We start from the raw sequence: 26,609 nt of genomic DNA, 5'->3' as shown, positions 1-26,609 counted from the left end.
ATACGTTTGCCCCGCAAACCGGGCTTTTGACCGAATTGCGGGGCAAAGCTTCTTGTATCAAGGCGTTAGCTCGAAAAACCGGCCTAGCCGATTGATTTGACGTTCGAATTGTCAGTATCAACATTTACCGTAGTGGCTGGCCCGAAAGGGGAGGCTTTTTATTTGGCGGCGAGATAAGGCGCCATGCCCTGACGTGCCAGCGCGTCGGCGCGGTCGTTCTCCGGGTGGTCGGAGTGACCCTTTACCCAGTGCCAGCTCACCTTGTGAGTGGAGATCGCCGCTTCGAGACGGCGCCAGAGTTCGGCATTCTTCACGGGTTGCTTGGCGGCATTCTTCCAGCCGTTCTTTTTCCAGCCGTGTATCCACTTCGTGATGCCGTCTTTCACATAGTTGGAATCCGTGTGAATGCGGACATGCGCGTCGCGCTTCAGGGCTTCGAGCGCTTGAATGGCGGCCATCAGCTCCATGCGGTTGTTGGTGGTCGCCGCCTCCCCGCCGCAAATTTCCTTCTCGCGGTCCTTGTAGATCATCAACACGCCCCAGCCGCCCGGCCCGGGATTTCCCGAGCAGGCGCCGTCGGTATAGATGTCGACGACATCCTCGCCGCTCATGCGTCGAGCCCGTAGCCGGCGGGCGAGGCGACACCGCGATGGAAGCGGAGCCGCGTCAGATATTCCTTCGGGTTCTTCGGCTGAACGAATGCGCCCGGCGGGTGGTTGATCCAGTCGTAGAGCCGCGTCAGCAGGAAGCGCATCGCCGAGCCGCGCGCGAGCAGCGGCAGCGCATGAATTTCCGCCGGCTCGAGCGGACGCACCTGCGTGTAGGCCTGAAGCAGCGCGCGCGCCTTGGTGATGTTGAAGGAGCCGTCCGCCTCGAAGCACCAGGCATTGAGGCAGATCGCGAGGTCGTAGGCGAAGGCGTCGTTGCAGGCGAAATAGAAATCGATGAGGCCGGTGAGCCGGTCGCCCATGAAGAAGACGTTGTCCGGGAAGAGATCGGCATGGATGACGCCACGGGGCAGGTCGCGCGGCCAGTCGCGCGTCAGCACCGCAAGCTCCTTCTCGAGTTCCTGCGCGAGGCCCGGCTGATAGGCTTCGATGCCGTCGCGGCAGGAACTGAAAAGAGGCCCCCAGCCGTCGACATTGAGGGCATTTCTGCGCGTGATCGGGAAATCGGCGCCGGCGAGATGCATCTGCGCGAGAGCGCGCCCGAGCTCGACGCAATGGCGCGGCTGCGGCCGGCGAACCGAGATGCCTTCGAGAAAGCTGACGATGGCGGCGGGACGGTCGACAAGACGGCCGAGCATCTCGCCCTTCCGGTTGCGGATGGGCGTCGGGCAATTGATACCGCGGTCGACCAGATGGTTCATCAGGCCGAGAAAGAACGGCAGGTCCGCTTCCGCGACGCGCTTTTCGTACAGCGTGAGGAAATAGGTGCCGGCATCCGTGTGCAGCATGAAGTTGGAATTCTCGACGCCCTCGGCGATGCCCTTGTAGGACATCAGCGTGCCGATGTCGTATGTGGCGAGGAAGGCTTCAAGTTCCTCGTCGGGCACCTCTGTATAGACGGCCATAAATCCCCCGAATCAGACGGCGAGCGCGCGCGGCAGTTTGAACTGTACCGACTCGCGGCGCACGGGGCTCTCCTCGACCGTCACGTCGAAGCGCTGCCGGAAGGCATCGATCACTTCCTCGACCAGAACATCGGGCGCACTGGCGCCGGCCGTGAGGCCGACGGTCGTGACGGCGCCGAGCGCCGCCCAGTCGATATCGGTGGCGCGTTGCACCAATGCGGCGTAGCGGCAGCCCGCGCGCTCGGCAACCTCGACGAGGCGCATCGAATTGGATGAATTGGGCGCACCGATGACGAGCATCGCCTCCGCGCGCGGCGCGATCGACTTCACGGCTTCCTGCCGGTTGGTCGTCGCGTAGCAGATGTCCTCCTTGCGCGGCCCAGCTATGGCGGGGAAGCGGCGGCGCAATATGGCGACGATGGCGGCCGTGTCGTCGACCGACAGCGTCGTCTGCGTGACGAAGGCGACCTTCTCGGGATCCTGCGGCTGGAAGGCTTCCGCATCGGCAGCGGTTTCGATCAGCCGCACGGCACCTTCGGGAAGCTGGCCCATCGTGCCGATGACTTCCGGATGGCCGGCATGACCGATCAGCAGGATTTCGAGACCCCGGGAATGCAGGCGCTCGGCCTCCACATGGACCTTGGAGACGAGCGGGCAGGTGGCATCGAGATAGAAAAGCTCGCGCGCCTGCGCATCCGCCGGAACCGCCTTCGGCACGCCATGCGCGGAGAAGATCACCTTGGCGCCGGGCGGCACCTCGTCCAGCTCCTCGACGAAGATCGCGCCCTTCCGCTCCAGCGCCTCGACCACGAACCGGTTGTGAACGATCTCGTGGCGCACATAGACGGGCGGGCCATATTTCTCGATGGCGAGTTCAACGATCTGGATCGCCCGGTCGACACCCGCGCAGAAGCCGCGTGGGCTCGCCAGCAGCAGCGTCAGGGGGGGCTTTGACTTGGTCTCGCTCATGGGGCTCGCTCAGGGATATTGCTCGGGAGACCGTTCTGTGGCGTTCGTCCGCCTTGTGACTTCGGAACCACTCCGATAGAGTTTCCGCGCCGCCGGGAACAGTCCGCAGCCTTGAAACCATATGAAAAGCAAGGCTTTAGAGGCTGTCTACGCCGGTAATAGAAGGGGCGCGCCGGGGAAAGTCAAGAAAGCCTCACGGCCCCGTCCCGCCTGCTATATTCCTGCCCGACCGAGCGAAAAACCAGCCGCCCGCCAACAGATTGCCAACAGATTGAGTGACAGCAAGATGCCGTTCCCGACCGTGCTTCGCCGCCCGCAGGCGTCCGTCTCCCGCTTTCCGAGTGGCATCGCGCCGGCACTTCTGGTGCTGGCCGCGCTCGGCCTTTCCGGCTGCAGCTGGCTCGGCATGAGCGATGAAACCAAGACGGGCGGCACGACGCAGTATCCCTGTCCCGCCGTCGGCGTGCTGAACGAGACCGACCATGTGACGCTGCTGCGCGGCGCGGGCACCGACCTCACGGATGTGGTCGCCCGGGCGGAGATCGGCAAGGTCGTCTCCAAATGCAGCTACAATATCGACGAAGCGACGATCATCGTGGACATCGCCTTCGACGGCATCGCCGAGATCGGACCCGCCGCAACATCGCGCGACCAGACGTTCAATACCTTCGTCGCCGTGACGCGGCGCTTCAACACCTTCGACAAGAAGCAGGTTTACGAAGTGCCGGTGACGTTTGCGCCGGGCCAGCACCAGATGCGCTTCGTGAAGACGGTGGACGGCACGGTCCTGCCTTATGGCGGCGATGCGGATGGCCGCATCTACCAGATCCTGATCGGCTTCCAGTTGACGGCGGAGCAGCTCGAATACAACCGCAAGGTTCCCTACGCGCCGATTCGCTGAATGCCGCGAAAAACCTTGCGATTCGGCACTTTTCCGTCGGTTTTTTGGACGCCCCGCGATTGACTCTCGCGGCCCCCTCCATATGATCGGCGATACACAGACGAACCCTGCGGGAGAGATCGTACCCGCCTATGCAGGGGTCCGACGCCGAAGGAGCAACCGCCCCGGAAACTCTCAGGCATCAGGGACCGCAGGGGGATGAATCTCTGGAAAGCAGACCGGCGCGTGCTTTTTGCCAGGTCTCACCGAAGGGCGTAAGCGGCGGGATAATTATCCTTCACCGCGAAATCTCTCAGGTTCAGCGACAGAGTGGGGCGCTACAAGCGGAGAAATCCGCCGGGTAGCGGCCAACTCGATTCGTTTTCGTCCAAAATGGACGAGCCTGGAAGCCCAATGTCGGAAGCTGCCGTCCAAACGGAAATCCTGAAGACAACGCCCCTCCATGCGCTGCACGTCGAACTCGGCGCGAAGATGGTGCCGTTCGCGGGCTACGACATGCCGGTGCAATATCCCGACGGCGTGCTGAGCGAGCATTTGCACACGCGCGCGGCGGCGGGGCTCTTCGATGTCTCGCATATGGGGCAGGCCTATCTCGTGGGCCCCGATCACGCGAGCGTCTGTGCCGCCATCGAGGCACTGGTGCCGGGCGATATCCTGGGACTTGAGCCGACCGCCATCCGCTACACCCTGCTGCTGAACGACAAGGGTGGCATCCGCGACGACCTCATGGTGACGCGGACGGCGAAGGACGGCACGCTTTTCCTCGTCGTCAACGCCGCCTGCAAGGACGCCGATTTCGCGCATATCGCCGGCCACCTGCCGAAGGGCATCGAGTTGCACCGTCTCGAAGACCGCGCGCTGATTGCGCTGCAGGGACCGAAGGCGGCGGCTGTCTTCGCGCGATTCGCACCCGGCGCGGCGGCGCAGGATTTCATGACCGGGCTCGAAATGACCGTGGCCGGCATCCCGTGTCTCGTCAGCCGTTCCGGCTATACCGGCGAGGACGGCTACGAGATTTCGGTGCCGGAGGCCGAGGCCGTCGCGCTGACGAAAAAACTTCTCGCCGAACCCGAAGTGAAGCCGATCGGTCTCGGTGCGCGCGACTCCCTGCGTCTTGAAGCGGGCCTTTGCCTCTACGGCCACGACATCGACGAGACGACGACGCCCGTCGAAGGCGCGCTGACATGGACGATCTCGAAGCGCCGCCGCGAAGAGGGGAACTTTCCCGGCGCGAAAATCATTCTCGATCAGATTGCGAGCGGCGTGACGAGGAAGCGCGTGGGCCTGTTGCCGGAAGGCAAGGCGCCCGCGCGCGAGGGCACCGAAATCACCGATGCATCGGGCCGCAAGATCGGCGTCGTCACAAGCGGCGGTTATGGGCCGAGCGTCGGCGGACCGATTGCCATGGGCTATGTCGAAACGGCGCACGCGAAAGCGGGGACGGGCGTCGAGTTGATGGTGCGCGGCAAAGGACGGCCTGCAAAGGTCGTCGCCATGCCGTTCGTCGAAAAACGTTTTCACAAGCCGGGCAAATAGCACCGGCAAACAACGAGGATCAGGGGATTTTTGCATGAGCGATATTCGCTTCACGGATCAACATGAATGGGTACGGGTCGACGGCGACATCGCGACCATCGGCATCACGGACTATGCGCAGGAACAACTCGGCGACGTCGTTTTCGTGGAGCTGCCGGAAGTCGGCAAGGACATTGCCGCGGGCGACGAAGCGGCAGTCGTCGAATCCGTCAAGGCGGCGAGCGAAGTCTATTCGCCGGTGAGCGGCGAAGTGATCGACGTCAACAGCGACATCGAGAAGACCCCCGCCGGCGTCAACGAGGATGCAATGGGTGACGGCTGGTTCGTCAAGCTCCGGCTGACCGACCCTTCCGAACTCGACAAGCTGATGGACGAAACTGCCTACAACGAATTTGTCGAGAGCCTCCAGTAAGGCCGTCAAAAAGGATTTTGCGATCATGCGTTATTTGCCTCTGACCGAAACCGACCGGCGCGAAATGCTGGGAGTCATCGGCGCGAAAAGCGTCGATGAACTCTTCCGCGACGTGCCGGAGCGCGCGCGGCGGGATGGACTTGTCGATCTGCCGCGCCGGAAAGGGGAGCTGGATGTGGAGCGCGCGCTCGGACGCATGGCGGCAAAGAACACGCCGGCGGGCTCCGTGCCTTTCTTCGTCGGCGCGGGCGCCTATCGCCATCATGTGCCTGCCGCGGTAGACCACCTGATCCAGCGGTCGGAATTCCTGACGTCCTACACGCCCTACCAGCCGGAAATCACGCAGGGCACGCTGCAATACCTGTTCGAGTTCCAGACGCAGGTTGCGATGATTACCGGCATGGAGGTGGCGAACGCCTCCATGTATGACGGCGCGACGGGCTGCGGCGAAGCCGTGTTGATGGCGCACCGCGTTACCAGGCGGCGCAAGGCCGTGCTTTCCGGCACGCTGCATCCGCAATACGCGGCGGTCGTGAAGAACCTTTCGGATTTTGCCGACTACGAACTCGAAGTGATGCCGCCCGCGCTGCCGGGAAAGACCGAGGATATTCTCGCGCATATCCACGACGACACGAGCTGCGTCGTCGTGCAGACGCCGGGTTTCTTCGGTGAGTTGCACGATCTGCGCGCAATCGCGGAAGCGGCGCATGCGAAAGGCGCGCTGCTGATCGCGGTCGTGCCTGAAATCGTCTCGCTCGGCGCGGTGACGCCGCCCGGCGAGATGGGCGCCGACATCGTGGTGGGCGAGGGCCAGTCGATCGGCAACGGACTCAATTTCGGCGGCCCCTATGTCGGTCTCTTCGCGACGCGGGAGAAGTACCTCCGCCAGATGCCGGGACGGCTCTGCGGCGAGACGGTGGACGCGGACGGCAATCGCGGTTTCGTGCTGACGCTCTCGACGCGCGAACAACATATCCGCCGCGAAAAGGCGACCTCGAATATCTGCACCAACTCCGGTCTCTGTTCGCTTGCCTTCACGATCCACATGTCGCTGCTGGGCGAGGAAGGTTACAAGCGCCTCGCGCGCATCAACCACGCGGCCGCGGTGAAACTTGCCGAGCGGCTGGCAAAAGTGCCCGGCGTCGAGATTCTCAACCAGGCCTTCTTCAACGAATTCACGATGCGGCTGCCGAAACCGGCGACGGAAGTTGTGGACGCGCTGGTGGAGAAGGGCGTGATCGGCGGCGTGCCCGCATCGCGGCTGCTGCCCGGTGTGCCGGAGGTCGAGGATCTTCTGATCGTCGCCTCGACGGAAGTCAATACGGAAGATGACCGCGCCGCCTATGAAGCCGCGCTGAAGGAGGTGCTCTGATGTCGGGCATGAACAAGCAGGGCCGTCCGACCTCCATCGCGGGCACAGCGCATGGCGGTACGCACAACACATTCACCGGCAATCGCGCGCTTGAACTGGAAGAGCCGATCCTGTTCGAGCTGGACAATCCGGGCGCCTGCGGCGTCGATCTCGACGAGCCGGAAGAATTCACCTCGCGCCTCGGCAATTTCGAGCGGCATGGCCGCATCGGCCTGCCGAGCGTGTCGGAGCCGGAAGTCGTGCGCCACTATGTGCGGCTTTCGTCGAAGAATTATTCCATCGATGCGGGGCTCTATCCGCTCGGCTCCTGCACGATGAAGCACAACCCGCGCCTCAACGAGAAAATGGCGCGGCTGCCGGGCATCGGCGATCTGCATCCGCTGCAACCGGTGCAGACGGTGCAGGGCGCTCTCGAGCTGATGCATGAGCTGTCTCACTGGCTGAAGGAACTGACGGGCATGCCGGCTGTCGCCCTGTCGCCCAAGGCGGGCGCGCATGGCGAACTCTGCGGCATGATGGCGATCCGCGCCGCGCTGATCGCGCGCGGCGAGGATGAGACGCGGAGCCGCGTGCTGGTGCCGGAGTCGGCGCATGGCACGAACCCCGCGACCGCCGCGCTGCTCGGCTACAAGGTGGACGCCATTCCGGCAACGAAGGAAGGCCGCGTCGATCTCGAGGCTTTCAAGGCGAAGCTCGGGCCGGACGTGGCAGCGATCATGTTGACCAACCCGAACACCTGCGGCCTCTTCGAGCGCGACATCATCTCGATCGCGGACGCGGTGCACGAGGCCGGCGCCTACTTCTATTGCGACGGCGCGAACTTCAACGCGATTGTTGGCCGCGTGCGGCCGGGCGATCTCGGCATCGACGCCATGCACATCAATCTGCACAAGACCTTCTCGACGCCGCATGGAGGCGGCGGGCCGGGCGCGGGGCCGGTGGTCTTCTCCGAAGCGCTCGCGCCCTTCGCGCCGTTGCCTTACGTGGTGCACGACGAGAGCGGCTTCCGTCTTGTCGAAACCGAGGACGCGGCAAAGGCCGACGGCACCAGCCCCTTCGGCCGCATGGTCGCTTTCCACGGCCAGATGGGCATGTTCGTCCGCGCACTCGCCTACATGATGAGCCACGGCTCGGACGGGCTGCGGCAGGTGGCCGAGGATGCGGTGCTGAACGCGAACTATGTGCTCGCCTCGCTGAAGGACGACCTCTCCGCACCCTTCGAGGGACCGTGCATGCATGAGGCTCTGTTCGACGACCGCTTCCTGAAAGGGACCGGCGTCGAGACGCTCGATTTCGCCAAGGCGATGATCGATGAGGGCTATCACCCGATGACCATGTATTTCCCGCTGGTCGTGCACGGCGCCATGCTGATCGAGCCGACCGAAACGGAATCGAAGCAGTCGGTCGACCTCTTCATTGCCACGCTGCGAGATCTTGCCCGCGCCGCGAAGTCGAACGACAAGGACCGGTTCCTTGGTGCGCCCTATATGTCGCCCCGCCGGCGTCTCGATGAAACGGCGGCGGCGAGAAAGCCCGTGCTGCGCTGGGCGCCGCCGGCGCCCAAGCAGGCCGCCGAATAGACATGGATGAAGCGCGCTTTCTTTCGCTCGCCCTGTCGAACGAAAGGAACCGCGCGATCCTCCGGCACCTTCCCGAACTGGAGCTGCCCGACGCATGGCTTGTGTCGGGCAGTCTCTTTCAGACGGTCTGGAACGGCATGACGGGCCGACCGCCGGAACACGGCATCAAGGATTACGACGTCTTCTACTTCGACCCGGACACGAGTTGGGAGGCGGAAGATCGCGTCATCATGCGCGCGCGCGAACTCTACGCACCGCTCGGCATTGAAGTCGAATTGCGCAACCAGGCGCGCGTACATGTCTGGTACGAAAAGAAATTCGGGACCCCCTATCCGCCGCTTCGCACCTCGACGGAAGGCATAGACAGGTTTCTCGCCCCCGCCTGCATGGTGGGCATTTCGCCCGTCGGTGGAGGATTGGAGGTCTACGCGCCCTGCGGCTTCGATGATGTCGCAAGCATGACAATCCGCCCCAATCGCATGCCGAATTTCAGCGCCCGCCGCTATGCGGAGAAAGCAGCGCGCTGGAAGGAAAGCTGGCCGGAGCTGACGGTGCACGAGGCCTAGGCCGCCAGCAGCCGCTCCTGGAAAAAGGCGATGACGCGCTTTGCCGCTTCCTTCGTCGGCTCCCCGTCGCGGTCGATGAGGTCGACGGTGAGAACGCTGTGCGGCTTGGGCGCGGGCGATGCTGGGTTGGCAAATTTGTCGTCGATTTCGATCCCCTCGAACGCCGCCCCCAGCTCGCGGCGGAGCGATTCGAACTTCTCTGGCGGGCACATCGGATCCCCCTTGAAGCGAAGACCGAGAACCTTGTCGCCCTTCGCGCAGCGGTCTTTCACGCATTGAAGCTCTTCCGGCGAGACATGGAGCGCGCCCTTCCGTTCCGCCCCGAGCGGCAGCGGCATCGAAGGCTGCGAGAGCACCGGTGCCATGAGCGCCGGCTCCATCATCATCGACAGCGCAAAATTGCCGGAGAAGCACATGCCGATTGCGCCGACGCCCTTGCCGCCTGCTTCGGCATGGGCATGGCGCGCAAGGGCGCGCAGCCAGCCGGTAACAGGGCTCGAGCGATGCGAGGCGAGAACATGGAATTCGCGGCGAATGCACAGCTTTGCGATGGAGGCGAGGGCATAGGCCGGGCTGATGGGTTTTCCCGCCTTGCCGAGAAGCTCCGGCATGTAGACGGTAAAGCCCGCATCGACCACCCAATCCGCAAACCGGATCACCTCGGGCGTGATGCCGGGAACCTCGTGGATGACGATGACCGCAGGGCCGGCCCCGCGCACATAGACCGGCTTCGATACGCCGTCATCGGTGAAACTCGTCTTCCGGTATTCGTCGAGCATGAGCGCCTCCCGTTTTCCATATTGAACGGGAGCGGAGTCGCAAAAAGCAAACAAAAACCCCGCCCGGCGAATATCGCGGGGCGGGGTTTCTCGAATGACGGCGGATCAGTGAAGCTTGGAAGCGAGTTCCGAGATCGACTTCTCGACGAATTCGGCATCCTTGCCCGCGTCGACCTTGCTGGCGATGACCCGGCGGGCCGCGCCAACCGCGACTTCCGCGGCGGTCGCCCGGACGTCGTTGAGGGCCTGCGTTTCGGCCTGGGCGATCTTGTCCTCGGCGAGCTTCGTGCGACGGTCGACCTGCGCTTCCATGTTGGCGCGGGTTTCCTTCGCAAGCTGCTCGGCCTCGATCTTGGCCTGCGCGATGATGTCCTCGGCTTCCTTCATCGCCTCGCGCTGCTTGCGCTGGTAGGACGCGAGCAACTGCTGCGCTTCCTCGCGCAGACGGCGGGCCTCGTCGAGTTCGGCCGCGATGTCGGCTGCGCGCTTGTCGAGCAGGGCGGCAACCATGCCCGGGACCTTGTAGTAGACCACGAGCCCGACAAAGCCGAGGAACGAGATCAGGACCCAGAATTCGGGAGTAGCGAACATGGGAAGCGTCCTTCGCTTATTTGAGTTCGGTGTCGACGGCGCGCTCGGTAGCGGACCTGTCGGCATCGCCGAGAAGCTGGGCGATGATCGCATCCGCCACGTCGACGGCGACGGCACGCACGTTCTGAAGCGCGGCGTCCTTGGTCGCGGCGATCTGCTTTTCGGCAGCCGCGATCTTTTCGGCCAGGCGGGCTTCGATCGCCAGCCGCTGCCGCTCGGTTTCCTCGTGCAGACGGTCGCGCGTCTCCTGCGCGATGTCGTGCGCCTTGGCGCGAGCTTCGGCCAGGGCCTTTTCATAGGCCTCGATCGCTTCTTCCGTCTGCCGCTGGAACTGGGCGGCCTGGTCGAGATCGTCGGCAATGCGGTCGCGGCGCTCTTCCAGCACGGTGGCGACGCGGGGCAGGGCCACGCGCGACATCATCACATAGAGATAGGCGAACACGATCACCAGCCAGACGAGCTGAGGAACGAAGGTATGGAATTCTAATTGCGGCATGCCGCTTCTCCTGAAAGCGATAACTGGCGCCGCGAAAGCCGCGACGCCAGAATCCCCAAGAACCCTTGAGTGCGTTCGCTAGCCGATCAGAACGCGAAGAGGATCAGGAACGCCACGGCGAGGCCGAACAGGCCCGTCGCTTCGGCAAGCGCGAAGCCGAGCAGCGCGTTGCCGAACTGGCCCTGAGCCGCCGCCGGATTGCGCAGTGCGCCGGCGAGGTAGTTGCCGAAAATCGTGCCGATGCCGACGCCGGCGCCCGCGAGAGCGATACAGGCGATGCCCGCACCGATGAGCTTTGCGGCTTCTGCTTCCATGGTCTTAAGTCTCCATTGTCGTGAAGGGCGGGTTCGCCCCCGTTTCGGTTGATCGGATGGGGCAGGCCCCGGTTAGCGAACGCCTCAGTGCATGTGCAAGGCGTCGTTCAGATAGATGCAGGTCAGAATGGCGAACACATAGGCCTGAAGCGCCGCCACCAGAACTTCGAGGCCCGTCAGCGCCACCATGAAGGCGAGCGGCAGCAGGCCCGGCAGATAGCCGAACGCGCCAAGCGCGATCACGAAGCCCGCGAACACCTTGAGCACGGTGTGACCGGCCATCATGTTGGCGAACAGTCGGACGGAGAGGCTGATCGGGCGCGTGAGATAGGACACGACTTCGATGGGGACCACCAGCGGCAGCAGATAAGCCGGCACGCCGTGAGGCACGAAGAACTTGAAGAAGCCGAAGCCGTGAACCGCGAAGCCGAGGATCGTGACGCCGATGAAGATGAAGAAGGCGAGAGCGAAGGTAACGATGATGTGGCTCGTTACCGTGAACGCGTAGGGCACCATGCCGAGAAGGTTGAGCGCCAGGATGAACATGAAAAGCGTGAACACGAACGGGAAGAAGCGCAGACCCGCCGAGCCCACATTGTCCCGGAGCATGTTCGCGATGAATTCGTAGGAAAGCTCCACGATCGACTGGAGCCGGCCCGGCACCATGGCGCGGCGATTGATGCCGACAAGCATCAGCAGCGTCAGAAGTGCCGCCGCGATGACCATGAAGAGCGAGGAATTGGTGAAGGAAGCATCGATGCTCCCGAATTGCATCGGGAAGAGAGTCTTGATCTCGAACTGATGCATGGGGTCGATAGCAAAACCACCGCCGCCATGTTCCGCGTTTTCTACCGACACGCTCGCCGCCCTCGTTGAATGGGGCCTCTCAGCCCGAATGATCGCCGTCTGCGTCCCGCTCGGCTGCCGCGGTAATCTGCTGCGCCGCCCGATACACGTTCAGAATGCCCGCGGCCACACCGATGAAAAAGAACACCAGCATCAGCCATGGCGTCGTCCCGAGCCACTGGTCGAGAACCCAGCCAATCGCCCCGCCTACGAAGACGCCCGCCACCAGTTCGGTGGTCAGGCGAAAGGCGATGCCCATGGCCGTGCCCCGGCCTCTGCCCGGCGCGGGCTTCAGGTGAGCCTGCTGCGTTTTCCGCAGCCTGGCGCCGAAATCCGTGAGATCGGAATTTCGTCCCTTTTCCACGGATTTGTCCGCTGGAGATTTGTCGTCCCGATCGTCCGCCAAACTCCGCGACCTCCGCAAAAAAGCCCCGCCGCGTTGAAAAACCAGCGCAGAGCCCTGCCTCAAGCCGCGCGCACCCTACTTGCGGACCTATAGCCTGTCAAGGACCGCTACGCCCCATATAACATGCTGATTTAAAAGGGTTTTTTGTAACTTTTCGCGGCTGCGGCATTCGGCCTCGCCGCCGCCCGCAAGCGAGTCTCTTCAGCACATGAAAAAGGCCCCTCAAGGAGGGGCCTTTCCGTTACGTCAGGACCCGCTCACGAGGCTTCGCGGAGGCCCTCGGCGACATCGAGATCGACCGAAACCAGGGTCGAGACGCCGCGCTCCTGCATGGTGACGCCGAAGAGGCGGTTCATGCGGGCCATGGTGAGGGCGTGATGGGTGATGATGAGGAAGCGCGTGTCGGTCGTGCGCGTCATCTCGTCCATCAGGTCGCAGAACCGTTCGACATTGGCGTCGTCGAGCGGCGCGTCCACTTCGTCCAGCACACAGATGGGCGAGGGGTTCGTGAGGAAGACGGCGAAGATGAGCGACATGGCCGTCAGCGCCTGCTCGCCGCCCGAAAGCAGCGACATCACCTGAAGGCGCTTGCCCGGCGGGCGGGCGAAGATTTCGAGGCCGGCTTCCAGCGGATCGTCGGACTCGGTGAGCTTCAGATGCGCCTCGCCGCCGCCGAAGAGATGCGTGAAGAGACGGGAGAAATTCGCGTTCACCTTCTCGAAGGCTTCGAGCATGCGCTCGCGGCCCTCGCGGTTGAGGCTGCCGATGCCCTGACGCAACTTCGCAATGGCGCTGACGAGATCTTCGCGCTCGCTGGTCATGGTCTCGAGCTGCTCGGTAAGCTCGCGCGCTTCTTCCTCGGCACGCAGGTTGACGCCGCCGAGGCTCTCGCGTTCGCGCTTCAGCCGTTCGAGCTTCGCATCGATCTGTTCGAGGTTCGGCATGTCGGCGCCTTCCTCGAGATTGGCCTGCGCCAGCGCCTCGGCCGGTTCGCATTCGAGCACTTCGCGAATGCGTGCTTCCGCTTCCGCGCGCCGCTCGCGGCCGCCATCGACCAGACCGTCGATGCGGGCACGTTCTTCGCGTGTTTCGCCCAGATGCTGCTGGACTTCCTTGGCATGCTTCGCCGTCTCGGAAAGAAGTTTCTCGGCTTCGGCGAGTTCGTCCGCAGCCTGGCCGCGCCCCGTTTCCGCTTCCGCGATCATCCCCAGCAGGACATGGCGTTTCTCTTCGATCTGGGCTGGGACGCCTTCAAGCGCCTTGAGTTCGGCTTCCGCTTCGGCTTTGCGTGTCTCCAGCGTTCCAATCTGGCGTTCGGCATTCGCCGCGCGGAGTTGCCATGCATTGCTTTCCTCGCCGATCGCGACGAGCCGGCGGGCACGGGCTTCCGCTTCGCGGCGGAGCCCTTCATGCGTCGCGCGGGCTTCCGAAAGTTCGAGGCGGAGAGCGGCGACCCGGTCGCGAAGCTCGCTCGCGCGGGCGCGGGGCTCCTCGTCGGGCTTCAGGTTCTGCAGCGCGATTTCCGCTTCTTCGAGTGCGCGGGCCGCTTCGACATTGTCGCCGGAAAGCCGTTCATGGGATTCAGCCAGTGCCGCAAGCCGCGACAACTGCGCCGATGCCGCGCGCTCGGCCGCCTGCAGCATGTCGCGAACGCGGTTATGCTCGCCTTGCGCTTCGCGGAGCGCGGCGCGGCGCGACTGTTCTTCCTGCATCGCCTGTTCGGCGGCGACATGGGCGGCATCGAACGCAGCGCGGGCTTCGGCGGCTTTCGTCCGCGCGGCGGCAAGCTCGCCTTCGAGATCGGCAAGCCGGTTGCGCTGTTCGAGACGGCGGGCGGAGGCCGTCGGCGCATCGGCGGCGGCCGTGTAGCCGTCCCAGCGCCAGAGCGCACCCTCGCGCGTGACGAGGCGCTGGCCTGGCGTCAGCAGCGGCTGAAGCCGGTTGCCTTCCTCGACCGAAACGACGATGCCGATCTGCGACAGGCGGCGAGCAAGCGCGTTCGGGCCCTTCACGAAATAGGAAAGCGGCGTCGCGCCCTCGTGCAGGGCGGGCGGGGTGTCGAATGCAGGAAGCGAACCCCAGTGGATCGGCGCGGCCGCGTCTTCCGGCACCGCGAGATCGTCGCCGAGGGCGGCGCCGAGAGCCGTCTCGTAGCCGTGCTCGACCGATACGGCATCGATGACCGGCGGCCAGAGATCGCTTTCGCCGACGGCGAGGAGATCGGCGAGCGTCTTGGCTTCCGCCGCCAAGTCGCCTGCGGCGCGATCCGCGATCTGCATCGGCTCGCGCGCCGCTTTTTCGGCTTCCTGGGCGGCGCGGCGTGCTTCCTCGGCATCGAGCGCGGAACGCTCGGCATCGGCCACCTTGCCCGCAGCTTCTTCAAGCTCGACGGACTGCAGCGCGATCTGCGCCTTCTTCTCTTCCGCGTCGGACAGCGTTTCGCGTTCGCGCGCGATTTCGGCGAGTTGCCGCTCCAGCTTTTCGATGCGCTGGCGCCCGGCTTCGACGGTGCGGACAAGGCTCGTGCGCTCGGCGCTGAGACGGGCGATTTCCTGATTGAGCTGGTCGAGTTCGCGTTCGCTCGCTTCGAGCGTCTGTTGCGTTTCGCCGACGCGCGCCTCGGCGGCGGTCTGCGCTTCCGCCTGGCCTTGCTCGGCGCCGCGAAGCTCCTGCGCTTCCATTTCGAGCCGCGCCATCGCGCCTTGCGTATCCTCGATCAGGTGACGTTCGCGGCCGAGATCCTGCCCGATCTGGCCCAGGCGCGCCGTGAGGCGGCCGGCCTGATCGCGGGCGCGGGCTTCTTCCGCGTCGAGATTGTCGCGCTCCACGGTGAGGCGGTGGAGGCGGGCGGCGGCCTCGGCTTCCTTTTCGCGCAGCGGCGGCAGGCGGTCCGCGACTTCGGCTTCCATCGTGACGGCGGCGGCGGCCTCGCGCGTGAGCTCGGCAACGCGAACATCCGTCGCCGCGAGCCGTTCTTCGGACTGCTTCAGCGTCTCGACGGCTTGCGTCCAGCGCAGATGAAGGAGGATGGCTTCCGTTTCGCGGATCTGGCCGGAAAGATTGCGATAACGCACGGCCTGGCGCGCCTGGCGCTTGAGGCTCGCTAGCTGCGATTCCACCTGCGCCACCACATCGTCGAGACGGGTGAGATTCGTTTCCGCGGCCTTCAGGCGAAGCTCCGCCTCGTGGCGGCGCGTGTAGAGGCCGGTGATGCCCGCAGCTTCTTCGAGAATGCGGCGCCGGTTGATCGGCTTGGAGGAGATGAGCTGGGCGATCTGGCCTTGCCGTACAAGGGCAGGGGAATGCGCGCCGGTCGACGCATCGGCAAAGAGAAGCTGCACGTCGCGCGCGCGCACTTCGCGGCCGTTGATGCGGTAGGTCGAACCCTGCTCGCGTTCGATCCTGCGCGAGACCTCGATCGTGTCGCTTTCATTATAGGCGGACGGTGCGGAACGGTCGCCATTGTCGATATAGAGAACGACTTCGGCATGGTTGCGGGCGGGGCGTCCGGCCGTGCCTGCGAAGATCACGTCTTCCATGCCCGAGCCGCGCATGTTCTTGAACGAGTTCTCGCCCATCACCCAGCGCATGGCCTCGAGAAGGTTCGACTTGCCGCAGCCGTTCGGCCCGACGACGCCGGTCAGGCCCGGCTCGATGATGAGATCGGTCGGGTCGACGAAAGATTTGAAACCTGAAAGCCGGAGGCGATTGAACTTCACTGTGGGTCTCGATCCTTAAGAGGTTTCTTCGCGTAACGGAACATCTTGCCGCAGGCGGTGCGGGCCGGGGATTACTCCTCCGCCGGCGCCGCGGGTGTCGACGTGCCCGAGGCGGGCGTGTCGGAAATACGTTGCCCCGCAAGGGCTTTTTCGATCAGCGGTTCGAAATCGCGCCACGGCAGCGCGCCTTCGACCTTCTCGCCATTGATGAAGAATGTGGGCGTGGAGCGGACGCCGAAGGTCTTGGCGCCGCGCAGCGCGACTTCCTTCACATGGTCGAAAATCTTCTGGTCTTTCATGCAGGCGTCGAAGCGTTCTTCCGAGATGCCGCCCTGCCGCGCCAGCGCCTTCAGGTCTTCCATCGGCGTCTGCGTGAAGGCCCATTGCGTCTGCTGGCGGAAGAGAACGCCGACGAAACCGAAATAACGCTCCGGCCCCGCGCAATGCGCCAGCATGAAGGCCGCCGTCGCGATCGGATCGAACGGGAAATCGCGCAGAATGTAGTGGACCTTGCCCGTCTCGATGTATTTTTCCTTGAGCTGCGGCAGCGTGTTGATCTCGAAATCCGCGCAATGCGAACAGGTGAGCGAGGCGTAGTCGATCACGGTCACGGGCGCATCCGGATCGCCGAGCGACATGTCGCCGAGAGGCCCGGCCACCAGCAATTCCTGCTCGAAGGCAGAGTTCGCCATGCGGCCCGGGCCGGCCTCGCCGGAGGGGCCGAAAAACAGGTATGCGCCATAGGCCAGCGCAAGGACGACAACGGCGGCGACGCCGATAATGACTGCTCTATTTTGATTCACGACAGCTTCTTCCTACCAGATGTTGGGGCATTATGGCCGTGCTGGCCGGGGCCCTCAACCAAACCTTTCAGTTGCCTTGGACCGAGAATCGGGACTCGCGCCTCAACGCCGCCGCTGCGCCCCGATTACGCGCTCGCCGAGCTTTTCCAGCGACTTTCTGAGCGCCGGTTCTTCAATCTTTTCAAGGTCTTGGTCAAGCGCCGCGCGCTCATCCGCGGCGAGCGGCCGGATTTTGCGGTAGCGCGGCCGCGCCTTGACCGGCAGCGGACCCTGCACGAGCTTCAGCCGCGCGACGGCGCTGTAGCCGTAATAGGAGTTGATGCGCTCGATAATCTGCGGCTCGAGGTGACGAATTTCGACCGCGACGGGACCGTCGACGCGGATGGTGAGGACCGCGCCGCCGCGCCGGCCCTTGCTTTCGTCGTCGGCGGAAGTCCTTGGAAATGCGAGCTTTTCCGGCGCGGAAAATTCGGCAAGACCGGCGCCGACGATCTCCGGCCAATGCGCCAGCACATGCGCTTCCTGGAAGCCGCGCTTCACGAAGGCGGCGCGCGCGACCTGCATCACCCGCGCGCCGACCGGCGGCAGGCTGAAACGGCGCGAGGCTACGCGGTTGCCGATAATCCCGTTCATGTCGATCCTTCGAGCTTGGCGCGCATTCTGACTCGAAATCGTCATCCATGCGAATTGACGGACGAGGGCATTCCAAGCGAAGACTGGTACATGAGCACGAAGGCGAAAAAAGCCAAGGAAATCAGCGGGAAAGCGGCCGCCGCGCCGCTGCTCGCCTGGTACGACAAACATGCCCGCGTGCTGCCCTGGCGCGCGCAAAAGGGCGAACGCGCGGACCCTTATGTGGTCTGGCTCTCCGAAATCATGCTGCAGCAGACGACGGTGGCGACCGTTGGGCCTTATTTTAAAGGCTTTTTGAAGCGCTGGCCCAACGTGGAGGCGCTGGCCGGCGCGCCGCAGGAAGAGGTGATGAAGGCATGGGCGGGGCTCGGATATTACAGCCGGGCGCGCAATCTTCATGCCTGCGCGAAGGCGGTATCGTCCGTCCACGGAGGGAAATTTCCCGATACGGTGGAAGGACTTGAGAGGCTGCCGGGGATCGGTCCCTATACGGCGGCGGCGATCGCGGCGATTGCCTTCGGAAGAGCCGCGACGGTGGTGGATGGAAACGTCGAACGCGTGGTGGCGCGGCTCTTCGAGATCGAAACGCCGCTGCCGGCGGCGAAACCCGAGATCAGGGAGAAGGCCCGGACACTGACGCCGGAGGCCCGGACAGGCGACTTCGCGCAGGCCATGATGGACCTCGGCGCGACCGTCTGCACACCGCGCTCTCCCGCCTGTAATCGCTGTCCGATCAATGACTTGTGCGACGCACGGGCGGCGGGGACGCAAGATCTGCTGCCCGCCCGGGCGCCGAAAAAACCGAGGCCGACGCGCCGCGGCGCCTGCTTCTGGCTGATGCTGGACGGGCATGTCTGGCTCCGCCGGCGGCCCGACAAGGGGCTCCTCGGCGGCATGCTGGAAGTGCCGGGAACGCCCTGGGACGAGCGTGACTGTCATCGAACTGTCATCGATCTGTCACAAGGCGAAAATCGGGCCCCCCGGGGCGTCGCCGGAGAGGTGCTCGACCACGCGCCGATGGCGGCGGAATGGCGACTTGTCCCCGGTCTGGTTGAACACACGTTCACGCATTTTCACCTCGAGCTGGAAGTTTTCACCGCGACGACGCGAAAAAAACTAATCCCCGGGCGCGAAGGCATGTGGGTACCGCTTGAGGAGGTCGCGGGCGAGGCGCTGCCGACGGTGATGCGGAAAGTCGCGGCACATGCGATGCCGGAGGCGGGACCGCTTTTTGTGAAGCGGTGAGATTTATTCTGTGTACTGCCTTTCTTCTACCCTCCCCCCAGGGGAGAGTGGGAAGGCGGAATTTGGTTGTGTACGGATTATAAAAAAGAATTGTCATCCCGGCGAAAGCCGGGATCCAATCCACATCGCCATGAAACGAAAAACCAATGGGTCCCGGGAATGAATCCCGGGATGACACTTTTGATGAAGGCAGAACCCCGCAACGCTTGCTGAGGGAACCAATGGGCCCCGGCTTTCGCCGGGGTGACAATTTTTGTTTTGGGGGGCAGGCGGAACATAAAATCGTCATTGCGAGGAGGCGTCAGCCGACGAAGCAATCCAGTCTTGCTGGGTGGCCCTGGATTGCTTCGCTGCGCTCGCAATGACGAATGCTTTTTACGCTTCCCCCATTTCCGCACGCACCTTCTGGCGCAGGATGTCGATGGGTTTCAGTTTGCCGTCGGTCTTGAAGTGCCAGAAGGTCCAGCCGTTGCAGGCATCCAGGCCCTGCACATGGGCGCCGATCTTGTGGATGGAGCCGGTGGCGTCGCGGCAGACGATGGAGCCGTCGGCGCGGACGCGGGCGGCGTGGCGCTTGGCGGGGTCGGTCAGCACGGCGCCGGGTTCGAGCAAGCCGCGCTCGATGAGCGTACCGAAGGGAATGCGGACTTCGGCTTTCTTCGAGGTAGTGACCTTGAGGTCTTCCGGCGCGCCGGTCTTGATCTGGCGGATGCGTTCGCGCGCGACCTTGATGTAGCGCGCCTCGCGCTCGATGCCGATGAAGTTGCGGCCGAGCTTCTTCGCGACGGCGCCTGTGGTGCCGGTGCCGAAGAAGGGATCGAGCACTGTGTCGCCGGCATTGGTCGTCGCGAGGAGAATGCGGTGGAGAAGGGCTTCCGGCTTCTGCGTCGGATGCGCCTTGTCGCCGTCGCCATCCTTCAGACGCTCGCCGCCGGTGCAGATCGGCAGCAGCCAGTCGGAACGCATCTGCAGGTCGTCGTTCAGGGCCTTCATGGCATCGTAATTGAAGGTGTATTTCTTCTGGTCCGCGCTCTTCGTCGCCCAGATCAGCGTCTCATGCGCATTGGTGAAGCGCGTGCCGCGGAAATTCGGCATCGGATTCGATTTGCGCCAGACGACGTCGTTCATCATCCAGAAGCCGAGATCCTGCAGCGTCGCGCCGACGCGGAAGATGTTGTGATAGGAGCCGATCACCCAGATCGCGCCCGTATCCTTCAACACGCGGCGCGCGGCATTCATCCAGTTGCGCGTGAACTCGTCATAGACGGCGAAGCTCGCGAACTTGTCCCAGTCGTCGTCGACCGCATCGACCTTGGAATGGTCGGGGCGCGTGAGGCCGCCATTGAGCTGCAGATTGTAGGGCGGGTCCGCGAAGATGAGGTCGACCGACTTTTCGGGCAATGAATTCATCGCCTCGATGCAGTCGCCCTGGATGATGATTTCAGGCGATTGCCCGGCCTTCGTATTGACGCGCCCCACTCGAACTACCCCTTGAGAATGACAAGGCGGCGATCATGAGTCAGCGCGGATTCGCGGTCAATAAGCTTTTTGAATCAAGAGGTTAACGGATTCGCCGGACACAAGATCGAGTCCCTCTTCGAGGCCGGGACTCAACATCTTGCGTACCGGCGCGAAGGAGCGGCGGTGGATCGCGCAAGGCCCGAGGCGCGAAAGCGCATCGAAATGCGCCGGCGTCGAATAGCCCATGTGTTTTTCGAAGCCGTAGCCCGGATGCGCTTCGGCGAGCGCGGCCATCATCCGGTCGCGCGTGACCTTGGCGACGATGGAGGCGGCGGCGATGGAGCGCGCCAGCGCATCGCCGCCGATGATGGCGCGGGACGCGCAGGCGAGCGACGGCGGACAGCGGTTGCCGTCGATGAGGGCGATATGCGGCGCGCGGGGGAGCGACGCGACGGCGCGCGTCATGGCGAGCATGGTGGCGTGGAGAATGTTGATCTCGTCGATCTCCTCGACGCTGGCGATGCCGACGCCGATTTCGGCGCAGTCCGCGAGCTCGGCGAGAAGATCGGCGCGGCGCGCGGCATCGAGCTTCTTGGAATCGTTGAGCCCTTCGGGGCAGCGCGTGAGGTCGATGACGACGGCGGCGGCAACGACCGGCCCGGCAAGCGGCCCGCGCCCCGCCTCGTCGACGCCGCAAACGATACGGCCCGGCGCACCTTCCTCGATCTCGAAACGGAAATCGGGCAGAAGCGATGCGGGCTTCTTTTTCGGCGCAGGTTTTTTTGCAGGCGGCGGCATGGGGCGGAGTGTGCCGCAAGCGCAGGGGAGAGGGAAGGCCGGCGATCCTCTCCCGCTTTCATCAGGTTATAGAAAAACCGGGCCGCATTGCTGCGGCCCGGCTTCCATCCGGTTGAGGGTTTGCCTCAGTTCCGGATGAACGCCAGCAGGTCGGCGTTGACCACGTCCGGATGGGTGGCGAAGAGGCCATGCGGCAGACCGGGATAGGTCTTCAGGCTGCCATTCGGGAGCAGGGCAACCGCCCGGCGCGCCGTTTCATCGACCGGCACGATCTGGTCGTCCTCACCGTGCAACACGAGAACCGGCACAGTGATTGCCTTCAGGTCTTCGGTGAAGTCCGTCTCCGAGAAGGCCGTGATCGTGTCGAGCTGCGCCTTCGCGCTGCCGGCCATGCCCTGGCGCCACCAGTTCTGGATCAGACCCTGGCTGACTTCCGCGCCCGGGCGGTTGAAGCCGTAGAACGGGCCGGAGGGCAGATCGAGATAGTACTGCGACCGGTTGTCGATCAGCGCCTTTCGGAAGCCGTCGAACACTTCCAGCGGGATGCCGGTGGGGTTCGATTCCGTTTTGCCGAGGATCGGTGTGATAGCGCCGATCAGGACGGCCTTGGACACGCGGCCCGGCTCTGCCTGCGCCACGTAGCGGGCGACAACGCCGCCGCCGGTGGAGTGGCCGATCTGAACCGTGTTCTTCAGGTCGAGCGCGGCGACGAGGTCGGCCGTATCGGACGCGAAGGTGTCCATGTCATGGCCGGTGTCCGTCTGGGTCGAGCGGCCCTGGCCGCGGCGGTCGAAGGCGACCACACGGTAGCCGTTCGAGAGGAAGAACAGCATCTGGTTGTCCCAGTCGTCGGAGGTCAGCGGCCAGCCATGGTGGAAGACGATGGGCTGGGCGTCTTTCGGGCCCCAATCCTTGTAATAGAGCTGGTTGCCGTCCTTGGTGGTGATCGTGGACATGTGCGTATTTTCCTGAGTTGAGGTTTTGGAGCCGGAATTGGTTGCAGGGGCGTCGCAGGCCGCAAGGGAGATCAGGGCGACCGCGGAAAGAAGGGATTTCAGCATTTTGAGCTCCTTAAATATGCCGCGATAATTGTTATCGCGATAAGGAACAGATAGGGGGTTGCTCTTTTCTCGTCAACAATTATTTCTATCGCGATAGAGAATTTCGCGATAAAAGTTTGCCTGACGTTACAAGTGAGGAATGAGAGAGATGACCAAGCGCAATCCGAAGCCCGACTTTCCGCCGCCGCTCGACGATCACATCTGTCTCTGGATTTATGGAACGAACCTCGAAATCCAGCGCATTCATAAAGTCGTGCTGGATGAACTCGGCATCACTTATGCGCAGTATCTGGTGCTCAACCTTCTCTGGGAGCGGGACAACCGGCCCGTCGGCGAACTCGCCGCCCAGCTCCGGCTTGAGACCAGCACCATGACCCCGCTGCTGAAGCGGCTCGAAGCCGGCGGCTATCTCACCCGCATCCGCAATCCGGAGGATGAGCGTCAGGTCATGATCGGCCTCTTGGACAAGGGCAGGGAGTTGCGGAAAGTGGCCGGCCGCGTGAGCGCCAACCTGGCCGCGCGGATTGGTCTGTCCGAGGACGAACTAGGCCAGCTCAATGAGAGCATCCGGAAGCTGCACGATCGGTTGATTGCCCCCGTCCCGAAGGAAGGTGACTGAGAGGTTTTTCGCGGGCAGCGGCATGGGCCGGAGTGTGCCGCGAGTCCGGCGTGCGGGGAAGGGGAATGCCGGATTTTACCGGAATGCCTTTTCATGCCTCGTTATCGGGATGGAAGCCCATGGATCCCGGCTTTCGCCGGGATGACAGGTTATTTTTACATCCAACCTAAAGATGTCACCCCGGCGAAAGCCGGGGTCCATGGGCTTACCGGTTCAGCGTGTCGGTGAGGTCGTTCCAGTTCGGATTGGCGCCTTCGATCAACTCGATCTTCCAGTCTCGCTTCCATTCCTTGAGCGCTTTTTCCCTTCGGATGGCCTGCTCCGCATCGTCATGCGTTTCGGCATAGACGAGACGATGCACGCCGTATTTCCGGGTGAACTGCGAACCTGTTCCTTCGCGATGTTCCCATGCGCGCCGCGCGATGTCGTTTGTCACGCCGACATAGAGAGTGCCGTTTCGTTGATTGGTGAGGATGTAGACGAAGTAACTCATCTGTTTGCCGTTCCGCACATGGACCCCGGCTTTCGCCGGGGTGACACTTTATTTTTAGTTTTGCTCCCTCAAAGCAGTGCCAGTTGCTTGCCTCTGCCGGGGACCATGAATTGGGAGCAGTCGAGGGCGCGGGATTCCAGGGGGCGTTTGTCGAGGCCGAGTTTCTTCGAGGCGATTTCGAAGCGCCGCGCGATCTGCCAGGCGTAGGGGCCGGTGCCGGACTGGCGTTCGCCCCAGGTGCTGTCGTAGTCCTTGCCGCCGCGCATCTGGCGGATGAGGGACATGACGCGGGACGCGCGGTCGGGCACATGTTCCTCCAGCCATTCGACGAAGAGGTCGCGGATTTCGAGCGGCAGGCGGAGGATGACGAAGTTGGCGCTTTCGGCGCCGGCATAGGCGACGCCGGTGAGAAGCTTTTCGATCTCGGCGTCGTTGAGCGCGGGAATGATCGGCGCGATCATGGCGCCGGTGGGGATGCCGGCTTCGGAGAGAATGCGGATCGCCTCTATGCGGCGCGCGGGCGCGGAGGCGCGGGGCTCGAGCGCGCGGGCGAGTTTCGGGTCGAGCGTCGTGACCGAGAGCGCGACGCGGACGAGGTTGCGCTTAGCGAGCGAGGTGAGGATGTCGAGGTCGCGCGTGATGCGCGCCGACTTCGTGAGGATCGTCACCGGGTGATTGTAGTCCGAGAGCACTTCGAGAAGGCTGCGCGTGATGCGGTATCGCTGCTCGATCGGCTGGTAGGGATCGGTATTGGTGCCCATCGCGATGGGCGCGACCTTGTAGCCGGGCTTCGCGAGCTCCTTGCGGAGAAGCTCCGCCGCGTTCGGCTTGGCGAACAGCTTGCTCTCGAAATCGAGCCCGGGCGACAGGCCCATATAGGCATGGGTGGGCCGCGCGAAACAGTAGACGCAGCCATGCTCGCAGCCCCGATAGGCATTGATCGAGCGGTCGAAACCGATATCGGGCGAGGCATTGCGCGTGATGATGTTGCGCGCGGCCTCTTCCGTCACATGGGTCTTGAGGGGCGGCGGCGCCTCCTCGATCGTGTCCCAGCCGTCGTCCAGTTGCGTGCGGGACTGCGGCTCGTAGCGGCCACTCTTGTTGGTAAGCGCGCCCCGGCCGCGGCGGCCGCTCTCGGGCAGAATAGGCTCGCGGACGCTCGGGGGTACGAGGGCGGCCCCACGGGGGGAGGGGCTGTGGTCCGGGAGCCCGCGGGACCGCTGAACGTCACGCGCGCCAACCGGGGAATTGGCATTTGCGCGGACGGGGCGGCCGGGGGGCGCTATGTCGCGACTCATCGTCATGGAATTGAGTATAGCGCAGCATGAGAACATAACAAGAACATTGTTCTTCACCCCCACAGGGGGAGGGCGGGAAGGAGAGGCGCTTTCTCCACGGGAATGGCCGCGCCGTCAGTTGGCTAAAACCTTTGGATCGCTATGATGCGCGCCATGTTGAGCGTCATCATTCCCACGCTGAATGCCGAAGAGACCCTGACCCGGACGCTGGCGCCGCTGGTGCCGGCGGCGGTGCGCGGACTGGTGCAGGAAGTGATCGTGGTCGATGGCGGCTCCAGCGACGAGACGCTGGAGATCGTCGAGGCCGCGGGGGCGAAGCTCATCAAGGCCGAGCGCGGCCGGGGCACGCAGCTCATGGCGGGCGCGAAGACGGCGCGCGGCAACTGGCTGCTCTTTCTCCATGCCGACACGGTGCTGGAACCCGGCTGGGTTTCCGAAGTCGAGAAGTTCTTCGAACAGATCGAGAGCGGACGCTTCCGCGACCACGAGATGGCGGCGGCGTTCCGCTTCGCACTGGACGATTTTTCCGGCTGGGCGCGCTTCATCGAGCGGATGGTGGGGCTGCGCTGCTTTTTGTTCAGGCTGCCTTACGGCGACCAGGGCTTGCTGGTGAACCGCAGGCTCTATGACCGCGTGGGCGGCTTCCGCGATCTGCCGCTGATGGAGGATGTCGATCTCGTCCGCCGCATTCCGCGCCGCCGCCTCGTCATGATGCGGACGCTCGCCGTGACGAGCCCGGCGCGCTACCTGAAGGAAGGCTTCGTCGCGCGCTCCTTCCGCAATCTCTTCTGCCTCGCTCTTTATTATCTGCACGTGCCGCCAAGGGTGATTGCGCGGATGTACGGGTGAGGGAGACGGCTTTCTTGATTTCCCACCCTCCCCCTGTGGGAGGGTCAAACGGCTGCAAGCCGTTTGGGGAGGGGTAGGGACATCGCGGCTATATCGGCCGTCATTTTTCACATTTTCCGCTGCATCCCCTCCCCGAAAAATTCTTCGCGTCCCGCTCGAATTTTGTCGACCCTCCCACAGGGGGAGGGTGGGAAGAAAAAACGGAAGTCTCCAACCTCATGTCCCTCGATCCGCAACTCGTCATCATGGCGAAGACGCCGCTGATCGGCCGTGTGAAGACGCGGCTGGCGCGGGATATTGGCGGCGTCGAGGCACTGCGGTTCTTTCGCGGGGCGAGCGCGGGGCTGATCCGGCGCGTCGGCGGCGATCCGCGCTGGCGGACCGTGCTGGCGCTGGCGCCGGACCGGGCGGTGCATGAGAAGGGCATCTGGCCGGAGGGCATTCCGCGCATCGCGCAGGGGCCGGGCGATCTCGGCCACCGCATGGGACGGCTTTTCCGCGACCTGCCGCCGGGCCCCGTGGTGATTGTCGGCGCGGATATTCCGGGCATCGGCGCGGAACATGTGGCGGCGGCTTTCGCGGCGCTGGGGCAGCACGATGCGGTGTTCGGCCCGGCGGAGGATGGCGGCTACTGGCTGGTGGGCCTGAAGCGGCGGCCGCGCATACATGACATTTTCGAGGGCGTGCGCTGGTCGAGCGAACATGCGCTGGCGGACACGGTGGCGAATGTCCGTAGGCAGAGCATGAGCGTGGCGATGCTGGAGAGCTTGCCGGACATCGACACGGGCGCGGATTACGCGAAATGGAAGCGCAAGACCTCGACCCCTTCAGGATGAAAAGGGCCTAGCCCTTCGCCCGGAGCGCGTCGCGGATTTCTTCCAGCAGGACTTCCTGGCGTGGCGGGGCGGAGGGCGCGGGGGCCTCTCCTTTCGCGATGCGGTCCTTGAGGCGGTTCATCTGGCGGATGACGAGGAAGAGCGCGAAGGCGACGATCGCGAACTGGATGATCGCGTTGATGAAGCGGCCATAGGCGATGACGGGAATGCCGGCTTCCTTGGCGGCATCGACCGAGACGGGCGCGACCTCGCTCCATGTCAGCGCGACGAAATAGTCGGTGAAATCGACGCCGCCCATGAGCACGCCGATGGGCGGCATCAGCACGTCGTTGACGAGCGACTGCACGATGGTGGTGAAGGCGGCACCGATGATGATGCCGACCGCCATGTCGAGCACATTGCCCTTGAGGGCGAATTCGCGAAATTCCTTGAACATGCTGGCCTCTTCCCGGT

The 26,609-nt window shown here is 63.9% G+C and carries 28 protein-coding genes and 1 riboswitch; of the genes, 10 read left to right on the top strand and 18 right to left on the bottom strand.

All coding sequences use genetic code 11. The features are described 5' to 3' along the window. Positions 1 to 158 precede the first annotated feature (158 nt). From rnhA to ispH, 3 genes are read right to left on the bottom strand one after another with little or no spacing between them, the layout of a single operon-like run. On the bottom strand, positions 159 to 611 hold the full coding sequence (rnhA, locus tag Q8S60_RS16000; protein WP_305276194.1) for a ribonuclease HI: 453 nt from the start codon (positions 609 to 611) through the stop codon (positions 159 to 161). After that, positions 608 to 1,573 (bottom strand): homoserine kinase, encoded by a 966-nt coding sequence (gene thrB / locus Q8S60_RS15995; RefSeq protein WP_305276195.1) that lies wholly within the window; start codon positions 1,571 to 1,573, stop codon positions 608 to 610. The genes rnhA and thrB overlap by 4 nt, the downstream gene beginning before the upstream one ends. Before the next feature lie 12 nt (positions 1,574 to 1,585). After that, a complete protein-coding gene (ispH, locus tag Q8S60_RS15990) occupies positions 1,586 to 2,542 on the bottom strand; it encodes a 4-hydroxy-3-methylbut-2-enyl diphosphate reductase (protein ID WP_305276196.1) in 957 nt (318 codons plus the stop codon). 271 nt (positions 2,543 to 2,813) lie between these two features. Between ispH and Q8S60_RS15985 the strand changes: the two genes are divergently transcribed. From Q8S60_RS15985 to Q8S60_RS15960, 6 genes are all read left to right on the top strand, one after another. Next, positions 2,814 to 3,443: a hypothetical protein gene (locus tag Q8S60_RS15985; RefSeq protein ID WP_305276197.1), complete on the top strand. Its 630-nt coding sequence runs from the start codon at positions 2,814 to 2,816 to the stop codon at positions 3,441 to 3,443. 100 nt (positions 3,444 to 3,543) lie between these two features. After that, a riboswitch (glycine riboswitch) is annotated at positions 3,544 to 3,644 on the top strand. Positions 3,645 to 3,836: 192 nt separating this feature from the next. Beyond that, positions 3,837 to 4,979 carry a glycine cleavage system aminomethyltransferase GcvT gene (gene gcvT / locus Q8S60_RS15980; protein WP_305276198.1) on the top strand — a complete coding sequence of 381 codons (1,143 nt, stop codon included), beginning with the start codon at positions 3,837 to 3,839 and terminating at the stop codon, positions 4,977 to 4,979. A gap of 34 nt (positions 4,980 to 5,013) precedes the next feature. After that, on the top strand, positions 5,014 to 5,391 hold the full coding sequence (gene gcvH, locus Q8S60_RS15975) for a glycine cleavage system protein GcvH (protein ID WP_305276199.1): 378 nt from the start codon (positions 5,014 to 5,016) through the stop codon (positions 5,389 to 5,391). Positions 5,392 to 5,416: 25 nt separating this feature from the next. Beyond that, positions 5,417 to 6,763 (top strand): aminomethyl-transferring glycine dehydrogenase subunit GcvPA, encoded by a 1,347-nt coding sequence (gene gcvPA, locus Q8S60_RS15970; protein ID WP_305276201.1) that lies wholly within the window; start codon positions 5,417 to 5,419, stop codon positions 6,761 to 6,763. Positions 6,764 to 6,771: 8 nt separating this feature from the next. Next, positions 6,772 to 8,343, top strand: a complete 1,572-nt coding sequence (gene gcvPB / locus Q8S60_RS15965) for an aminomethyl-transferring glycine dehydrogenase subunit GcvPB (RefSeq protein ID WP_305276413.1) — start codon at positions 6,772 to 6,774, stop codon at positions 8,341 to 8,343. Positions 8,344 to 8,345: 2 nt separating this feature from the next. Next, complete coding sequence (locus Q8S60_RS15960) at positions 8,346 to 8,909, top strand: nucleotidyltransferase family protein (RefSeq protein WP_305276203.1); 564 nt, start codon at positions 8,346 to 8,348, stop codon at positions 8,907 to 8,909. Here Q8S60_RS15960 and Q8S60_RS15955 read toward each other — a convergent pair. The 9 genes from Q8S60_RS15955 to Q8S60_RS15915 all read right to left on the bottom strand — a co-directional run bounded on the left by Q8S60_RS15955 (position 8,906) and on the right by Q8S60_RS15915 (position 17,496). Continuing rightward, positions 8,906 to 9,688 (bottom strand): dienelactone hydrolase family protein, encoded by a 783-nt coding sequence (locus Q8S60_RS15955; RefSeq protein ID WP_305276204.1) that lies wholly within the window; start codon positions 9,686 to 9,688, stop codon positions 8,906 to 8,908. The genes Q8S60_RS15960 and Q8S60_RS15955 overlap by 4 nt on opposite strands. Before the next feature lie 105 nt (positions 9,689 to 9,793). Continuing rightward, positions 9,794 to 10,279 carry an ATP F0F1 synthase subunit B gene (locus Q8S60_RS15950; protein WP_305276206.1) on the bottom strand — a complete coding sequence of 162 codons (486 nt, stop codon included), beginning with the start codon at positions 10,277 to 10,279 and terminating at the stop codon, positions 9,794 to 9,796. A 16-nt stretch (positions 10,280 to 10,295) separates the two neighbouring features. Continuing rightward, the gene (locus Q8S60_RS15945) at positions 10,296 to 10,775 is read right to left on the bottom strand and encodes a F0F1 ATP synthase subunit B' (protein WP_305276208.1); all 480 of its coding nucleotides are present in this window, start codon (positions 10,773 to 10,775) and stop codon (positions 10,296 to 10,298) included. Between the two features lie 86 nt (positions 10,776 to 10,861). Then, positions 10,862 to 11,089: a F0F1 ATP synthase subunit C gene (locus Q8S60_RS15940; protein WP_293206658.1), complete on the bottom strand. Its 228-nt coding sequence runs from the start codon at positions 11,087 to 11,089 to the stop codon at positions 10,862 to 10,864. An 84-nt stretch (positions 11,090 to 11,173) separates the two neighbouring features. Then, on the bottom strand, positions 11,174 to 11,896 hold the full coding sequence (locus Q8S60_RS15935; protein WP_305276414.1) for a F0F1 ATP synthase subunit A: 723 nt from the start codon (positions 11,894 to 11,896) through the stop codon (positions 11,174 to 11,176). 79 nt (positions 11,897 to 11,975) lie between these two features. Beyond that, a complete protein-coding gene (locus tag Q8S60_RS15930) occupies positions 11,976 to 12,341 on the bottom strand; it encodes an AtpZ/AtpI family protein (protein WP_305276212.1) in 366 nt (121 codons plus the stop codon). Positions 12,342 to 12,598: 257 nt separating this feature from the next. After that, a complete protein-coding gene (locus Q8S60_RS15925; protein WP_305668715.1) occupies positions 12,599 to 16,060 on the bottom strand; it encodes a chromosome segregation SMC family protein in 3,462 nt (1,153 codons plus the stop codon). Between the two features lie 71 nt (positions 16,061 to 16,131). Beyond that, complete coding sequence (locus tag Q8S60_RS15920; RefSeq protein ID WP_305276215.1) at positions 16,132 to 16,863, bottom strand: DsbA family protein; 732 nt, start codon at positions 16,861 to 16,863, stop codon at positions 16,132 to 16,134. 102 nt (positions 16,864 to 16,965) lie between these two features. Further along, positions 16,966 to 17,496 (bottom strand): DUF721 domain-containing protein, encoded by a 531-nt coding sequence (locus Q8S60_RS15915; RefSeq protein WP_305276216.1) that lies wholly within the window; start codon positions 17,494 to 17,496, stop codon positions 16,966 to 16,968. 90 nt (positions 17,497 to 17,586) lie between these two features. On the opposite strand from Q8S60_RS15915, the gene mutY reads away from it, so the two are divergent. Continuing rightward, entirely contained in the window at positions 17,587 to 18,741 is a 1,155-nt protein-coding gene (gene mutY, locus Q8S60_RS15910) for an A/G-specific adenine glycosylase (protein ID WP_305276218.1), read from the top strand. Between the two features lie 375 nt (positions 18,742 to 19,116). On the opposite strand, the gene Q8S60_RS15905 is transcribed toward mutY, so the two are convergent. The 3 genes from Q8S60_RS15905 to Q8S60_RS15895 all read right to left on the bottom strand — a co-directional run bounded on the left by Q8S60_RS15905 (position 19,117) and on the right by Q8S60_RS15895 (position 21,956). Next, a complete protein-coding gene (locus tag Q8S60_RS15905) occupies positions 19,117 to 20,220 on the bottom strand; it encodes a site-specific DNA-methyltransferase (protein WP_305276219.1) in 1,104 nt (367 codons plus the stop codon). Positions 20,221 to 20,277: 57 nt separating this feature from the next. Further along, positions 20,278 to 21,000: a ribonuclease HII gene (locus tag Q8S60_RS15900; RefSeq protein WP_305276221.1), complete on the bottom strand. Its 723-nt coding sequence runs from the start codon at positions 20,998 to 21,000 to the stop codon at positions 20,278 to 20,280. Positions 21,001 to 21,125: 125 nt separating this feature from the next. Further along, positions 21,126 to 21,956, bottom strand: a complete 831-nt coding sequence (locus tag Q8S60_RS15895) for an alpha/beta fold hydrolase (protein ID WP_305276223.1) — start codon at positions 21,954 to 21,956, stop codon at positions 21,126 to 21,128. Positions 21,957 to 22,209: 253 nt separating this feature from the next. Here Q8S60_RS15895 and Q8S60_RS15890 point away from each other — a divergent pair, with 253 nt between their 5' ends. Continuing rightward, on the top strand, positions 22,210 to 22,680 hold the full coding sequence (locus tag Q8S60_RS15890; protein WP_305276224.1) for a MarR family winged helix-turn-helix transcriptional regulator: 471 nt from the start codon (positions 22,210 to 22,212) through the stop codon (positions 22,678 to 22,680). Between the two features lie 205 nt (positions 22,681 to 22,885). On the opposite strand, the gene Q8S60_RS15885 is transcribed toward Q8S60_RS15890, so the two are convergent. Together Q8S60_RS15885 and Q8S60_RS15880 are read right to left on the bottom strand one after the other, a co-directional pair. After that, the gene (locus tag Q8S60_RS15885; protein WP_305276226.1) at positions 22,886 to 23,173 is read right to left on the bottom strand and encodes a GIY-YIG nuclease family protein; all 288 of its coding nucleotides are present in this window, start codon (positions 23,171 to 23,173) and stop codon (positions 22,886 to 22,888) included. A 68-nt stretch (positions 23,174 to 23,241) separates the two neighbouring features. Next, the gene (locus Q8S60_RS15880) at positions 23,242 to 24,477 is read right to left on the bottom strand and encodes a PA0069 family radical SAM protein (RefSeq protein ID WP_305276228.1); all 1,236 of its coding nucleotides are present in this window, start codon (positions 24,475 to 24,477) and stop codon (positions 23,242 to 23,244) included. Positions 24,478 to 24,624: 147 nt separating this feature from the next. On the opposite strand from Q8S60_RS15880, the gene Q8S60_RS15875 reads away from it, so the two are divergent. Then, positions 24,625 to 25,320: a TIGR04283 family arsenosugar biosynthesis glycosyltransferase gene (locus Q8S60_RS15875; RefSeq protein WP_305276230.1), complete on the top strand. Its 696-nt coding sequence runs from the start codon at positions 24,625 to 24,627 to the stop codon at positions 25,318 to 25,320. 218 nt (positions 25,321 to 25,538) lie between these two features. Next, complete coding sequence (locus Q8S60_RS15870; RefSeq protein WP_305276231.1) at positions 25,539 to 26,156, top strand: TIGR04282 family arsenosugar biosynthesis glycosyltransferase; 618 nt, start codon at positions 25,539 to 25,541, stop codon at positions 26,154 to 26,156. Positions 26,157 to 26,163: 7 nt separating this feature from the next. Here the strand turns inward: Q8S60_RS15870 and mscL are convergent, their stop codons facing one another. Beyond that, complete coding sequence (mscL, locus tag Q8S60_RS15865) at positions 26,164 to 26,592, bottom strand: large conductance mechanosensitive channel protein MscL (protein ID WP_305276232.1); 429 nt, start codon at positions 26,590 to 26,592, stop codon at positions 26,164 to 26,166. Between the last annotated feature and the right edge of the window lie 17 nt (positions 26,593 to 26,609).

The organism is Parvibaculum sp., from assembly GCF_030694575.1.
Taxonomy (GTDB): Bacteria; Pseudomonadota; Alphaproteobacteria; order Parvibaculales; family Parvibaculaceae; genus Parvibaculum.
The sequence above is the reverse complement of the archived record's forward strand: the minus strand, read 5'-3'. Positions and strand labels throughout refer to the sequence as shown.

Bases quoted from the DNA above. Each gene is read 5' to 3' on its own strand.
- mscL (WP_305276232.1), bottom strand. From the start codon at position 26,592: ATGTTCAAGGAATTTCGCGAATTCGCCCTCAAGGGCAATGTGCTCGAC.
- Q8S60_RS15895 (WP_305276223.1), bottom strand. From the start codon at position 21,956: ATGTCCACGATCACCACCAAGGACGGCAACCAGCTCTATTACAAGGAT.
- mutY (WP_305276218.1), top strand. From the start codon at position 17,587: ATGAGCACGAAGGCGAAAAAAGCCAAGGAAATCAGCGGGAAAGCGGCC.
- Q8S60_RS15885 (WP_305276226.1), bottom strand. From the start codon at position 23,173: ATGAGTTACTTCGTCTACATCCTCACCAATCAACGAAACGGCACTCTC.
- gcvPB (WP_305276413.1), top strand. From the start codon at position 6,772: ATGAACAAGCAGGGCCGTCCGACCTCCATCGCGGGCACAGCGCATGGC.
- Q8S60_RS15900 (WP_305276221.1), bottom strand. From the start codon at position 21,000: ATGCCGCCGCCTGCAAAAAAACCTGCGCCGAAAAAGAAGCCCGCATCG.
- Q8S60_RS15870 (WP_305276231.1), top strand. From the start codon at position 25,539: ATGTCCCTCGATCCGCAACTCGTCATCATGGCGAAGACGCCGCTGATC.
- Q8S60_RS15875 (WP_305276230.1), top strand. From the start codon at position 24,625: ATGTTGAGCGTCATCATTCCCACGCTGAATGCCGAAGAGACCCTGACC.
- Q8S60_RS15960 (WP_305276203.1), top strand. From the start codon at position 8,346: ATGGATGAAGCGCGCTTTCTTTCGCTCGCCCTGTCGAACGAAAGGAAC.
- Q8S60_RS15945 (WP_305276208.1), bottom strand. From the start codon at position 10,775: ATGCCGCAATTAGAATTCCATACCTTCGTTCCTCAGCTCGTCTGGCTG.
- Q8S60_RS15955 (WP_305276204.1), bottom strand. From the start codon at position 9,688: ATGCTCGACGAATACCGGAAGACGAGTTTCACCGATGACGGCGTATCG.
- Q8S60_RS15950 (WP_305276206.1), bottom strand. From the start codon at position 10,279: ATGTTCGCTACTCCCGAATTCTGGGTCCTGATCTCGTTCCTCGGCTTT.
- ispH (WP_305276196.1), bottom strand. From the start codon at position 2,542: ATGAGCGAGACCAAGTCAAAGCCCCCCCTGACGCTGCTGCTGGCGAGC.
- Q8S60_RS15880 (WP_305276228.1), bottom strand. From the start codon at position 24,477: ATGACGATGAGTCGCGACATAGCGCCCCCCGGCCGCCCCGTCCGCGCA.
- gcvPA (WP_305276201.1), top strand. From the start codon at position 5,417: ATGCGTTATTTGCCTCTGACCGAAACCGACCGGCGCGAAATGCTGGGA.
- thrB (WP_305276195.1), bottom strand. From the start codon at position 1,573: ATGGCCGTCTATACAGAGGTGCCCGACGAGGAACTTGAAGCCTTCCTC.
- gcvT (WP_305276198.1), top strand. From the start codon at position 3,837: ATGTCGGAAGCTGCCGTCCAAACGGAAATCCTGAAGACAACGCCCCTC.
- Q8S60_RS15915 (WP_305276216.1), bottom strand. From the start codon at position 17,496: ATGAACGGGATTATCGGCAACCGCGTAGCCTCGCGCCGTTTCAGCCTG.
- Q8S60_RS15940 (WP_293206658.1), bottom strand. From the start codon at position 11,089: ATGGAAGCAGAAGCCGCAAAGCTCATCGGTGCGGGCATCGCCTGTATC.
- gcvH (WP_305276199.1), top strand. From the start codon at position 5,014: ATGAGCGATATTCGCTTCACGGATCAACATGAATGGGTACGGGTCGAC.
- rnhA (WP_305276194.1), bottom strand. From the start codon at position 611: ATGAGCGGCGAGGATGTCGTCGACATCTATACCGACGGCGCCTGCTCG.
- Q8S60_RS15890 (WP_305276224.1), top strand. From the start codon at position 22,210: ATGACCAAGCGCAATCCGAAGCCCGACTTTCCGCCGCCGCTCGACGAT.
- Q8S60_RS15935 (WP_305276414.1), bottom strand. From the start codon at position 11,896: ATGCATCAGTTCGAGATCAAGACTCTCTTCCCGATGCAATTCGGGAGC.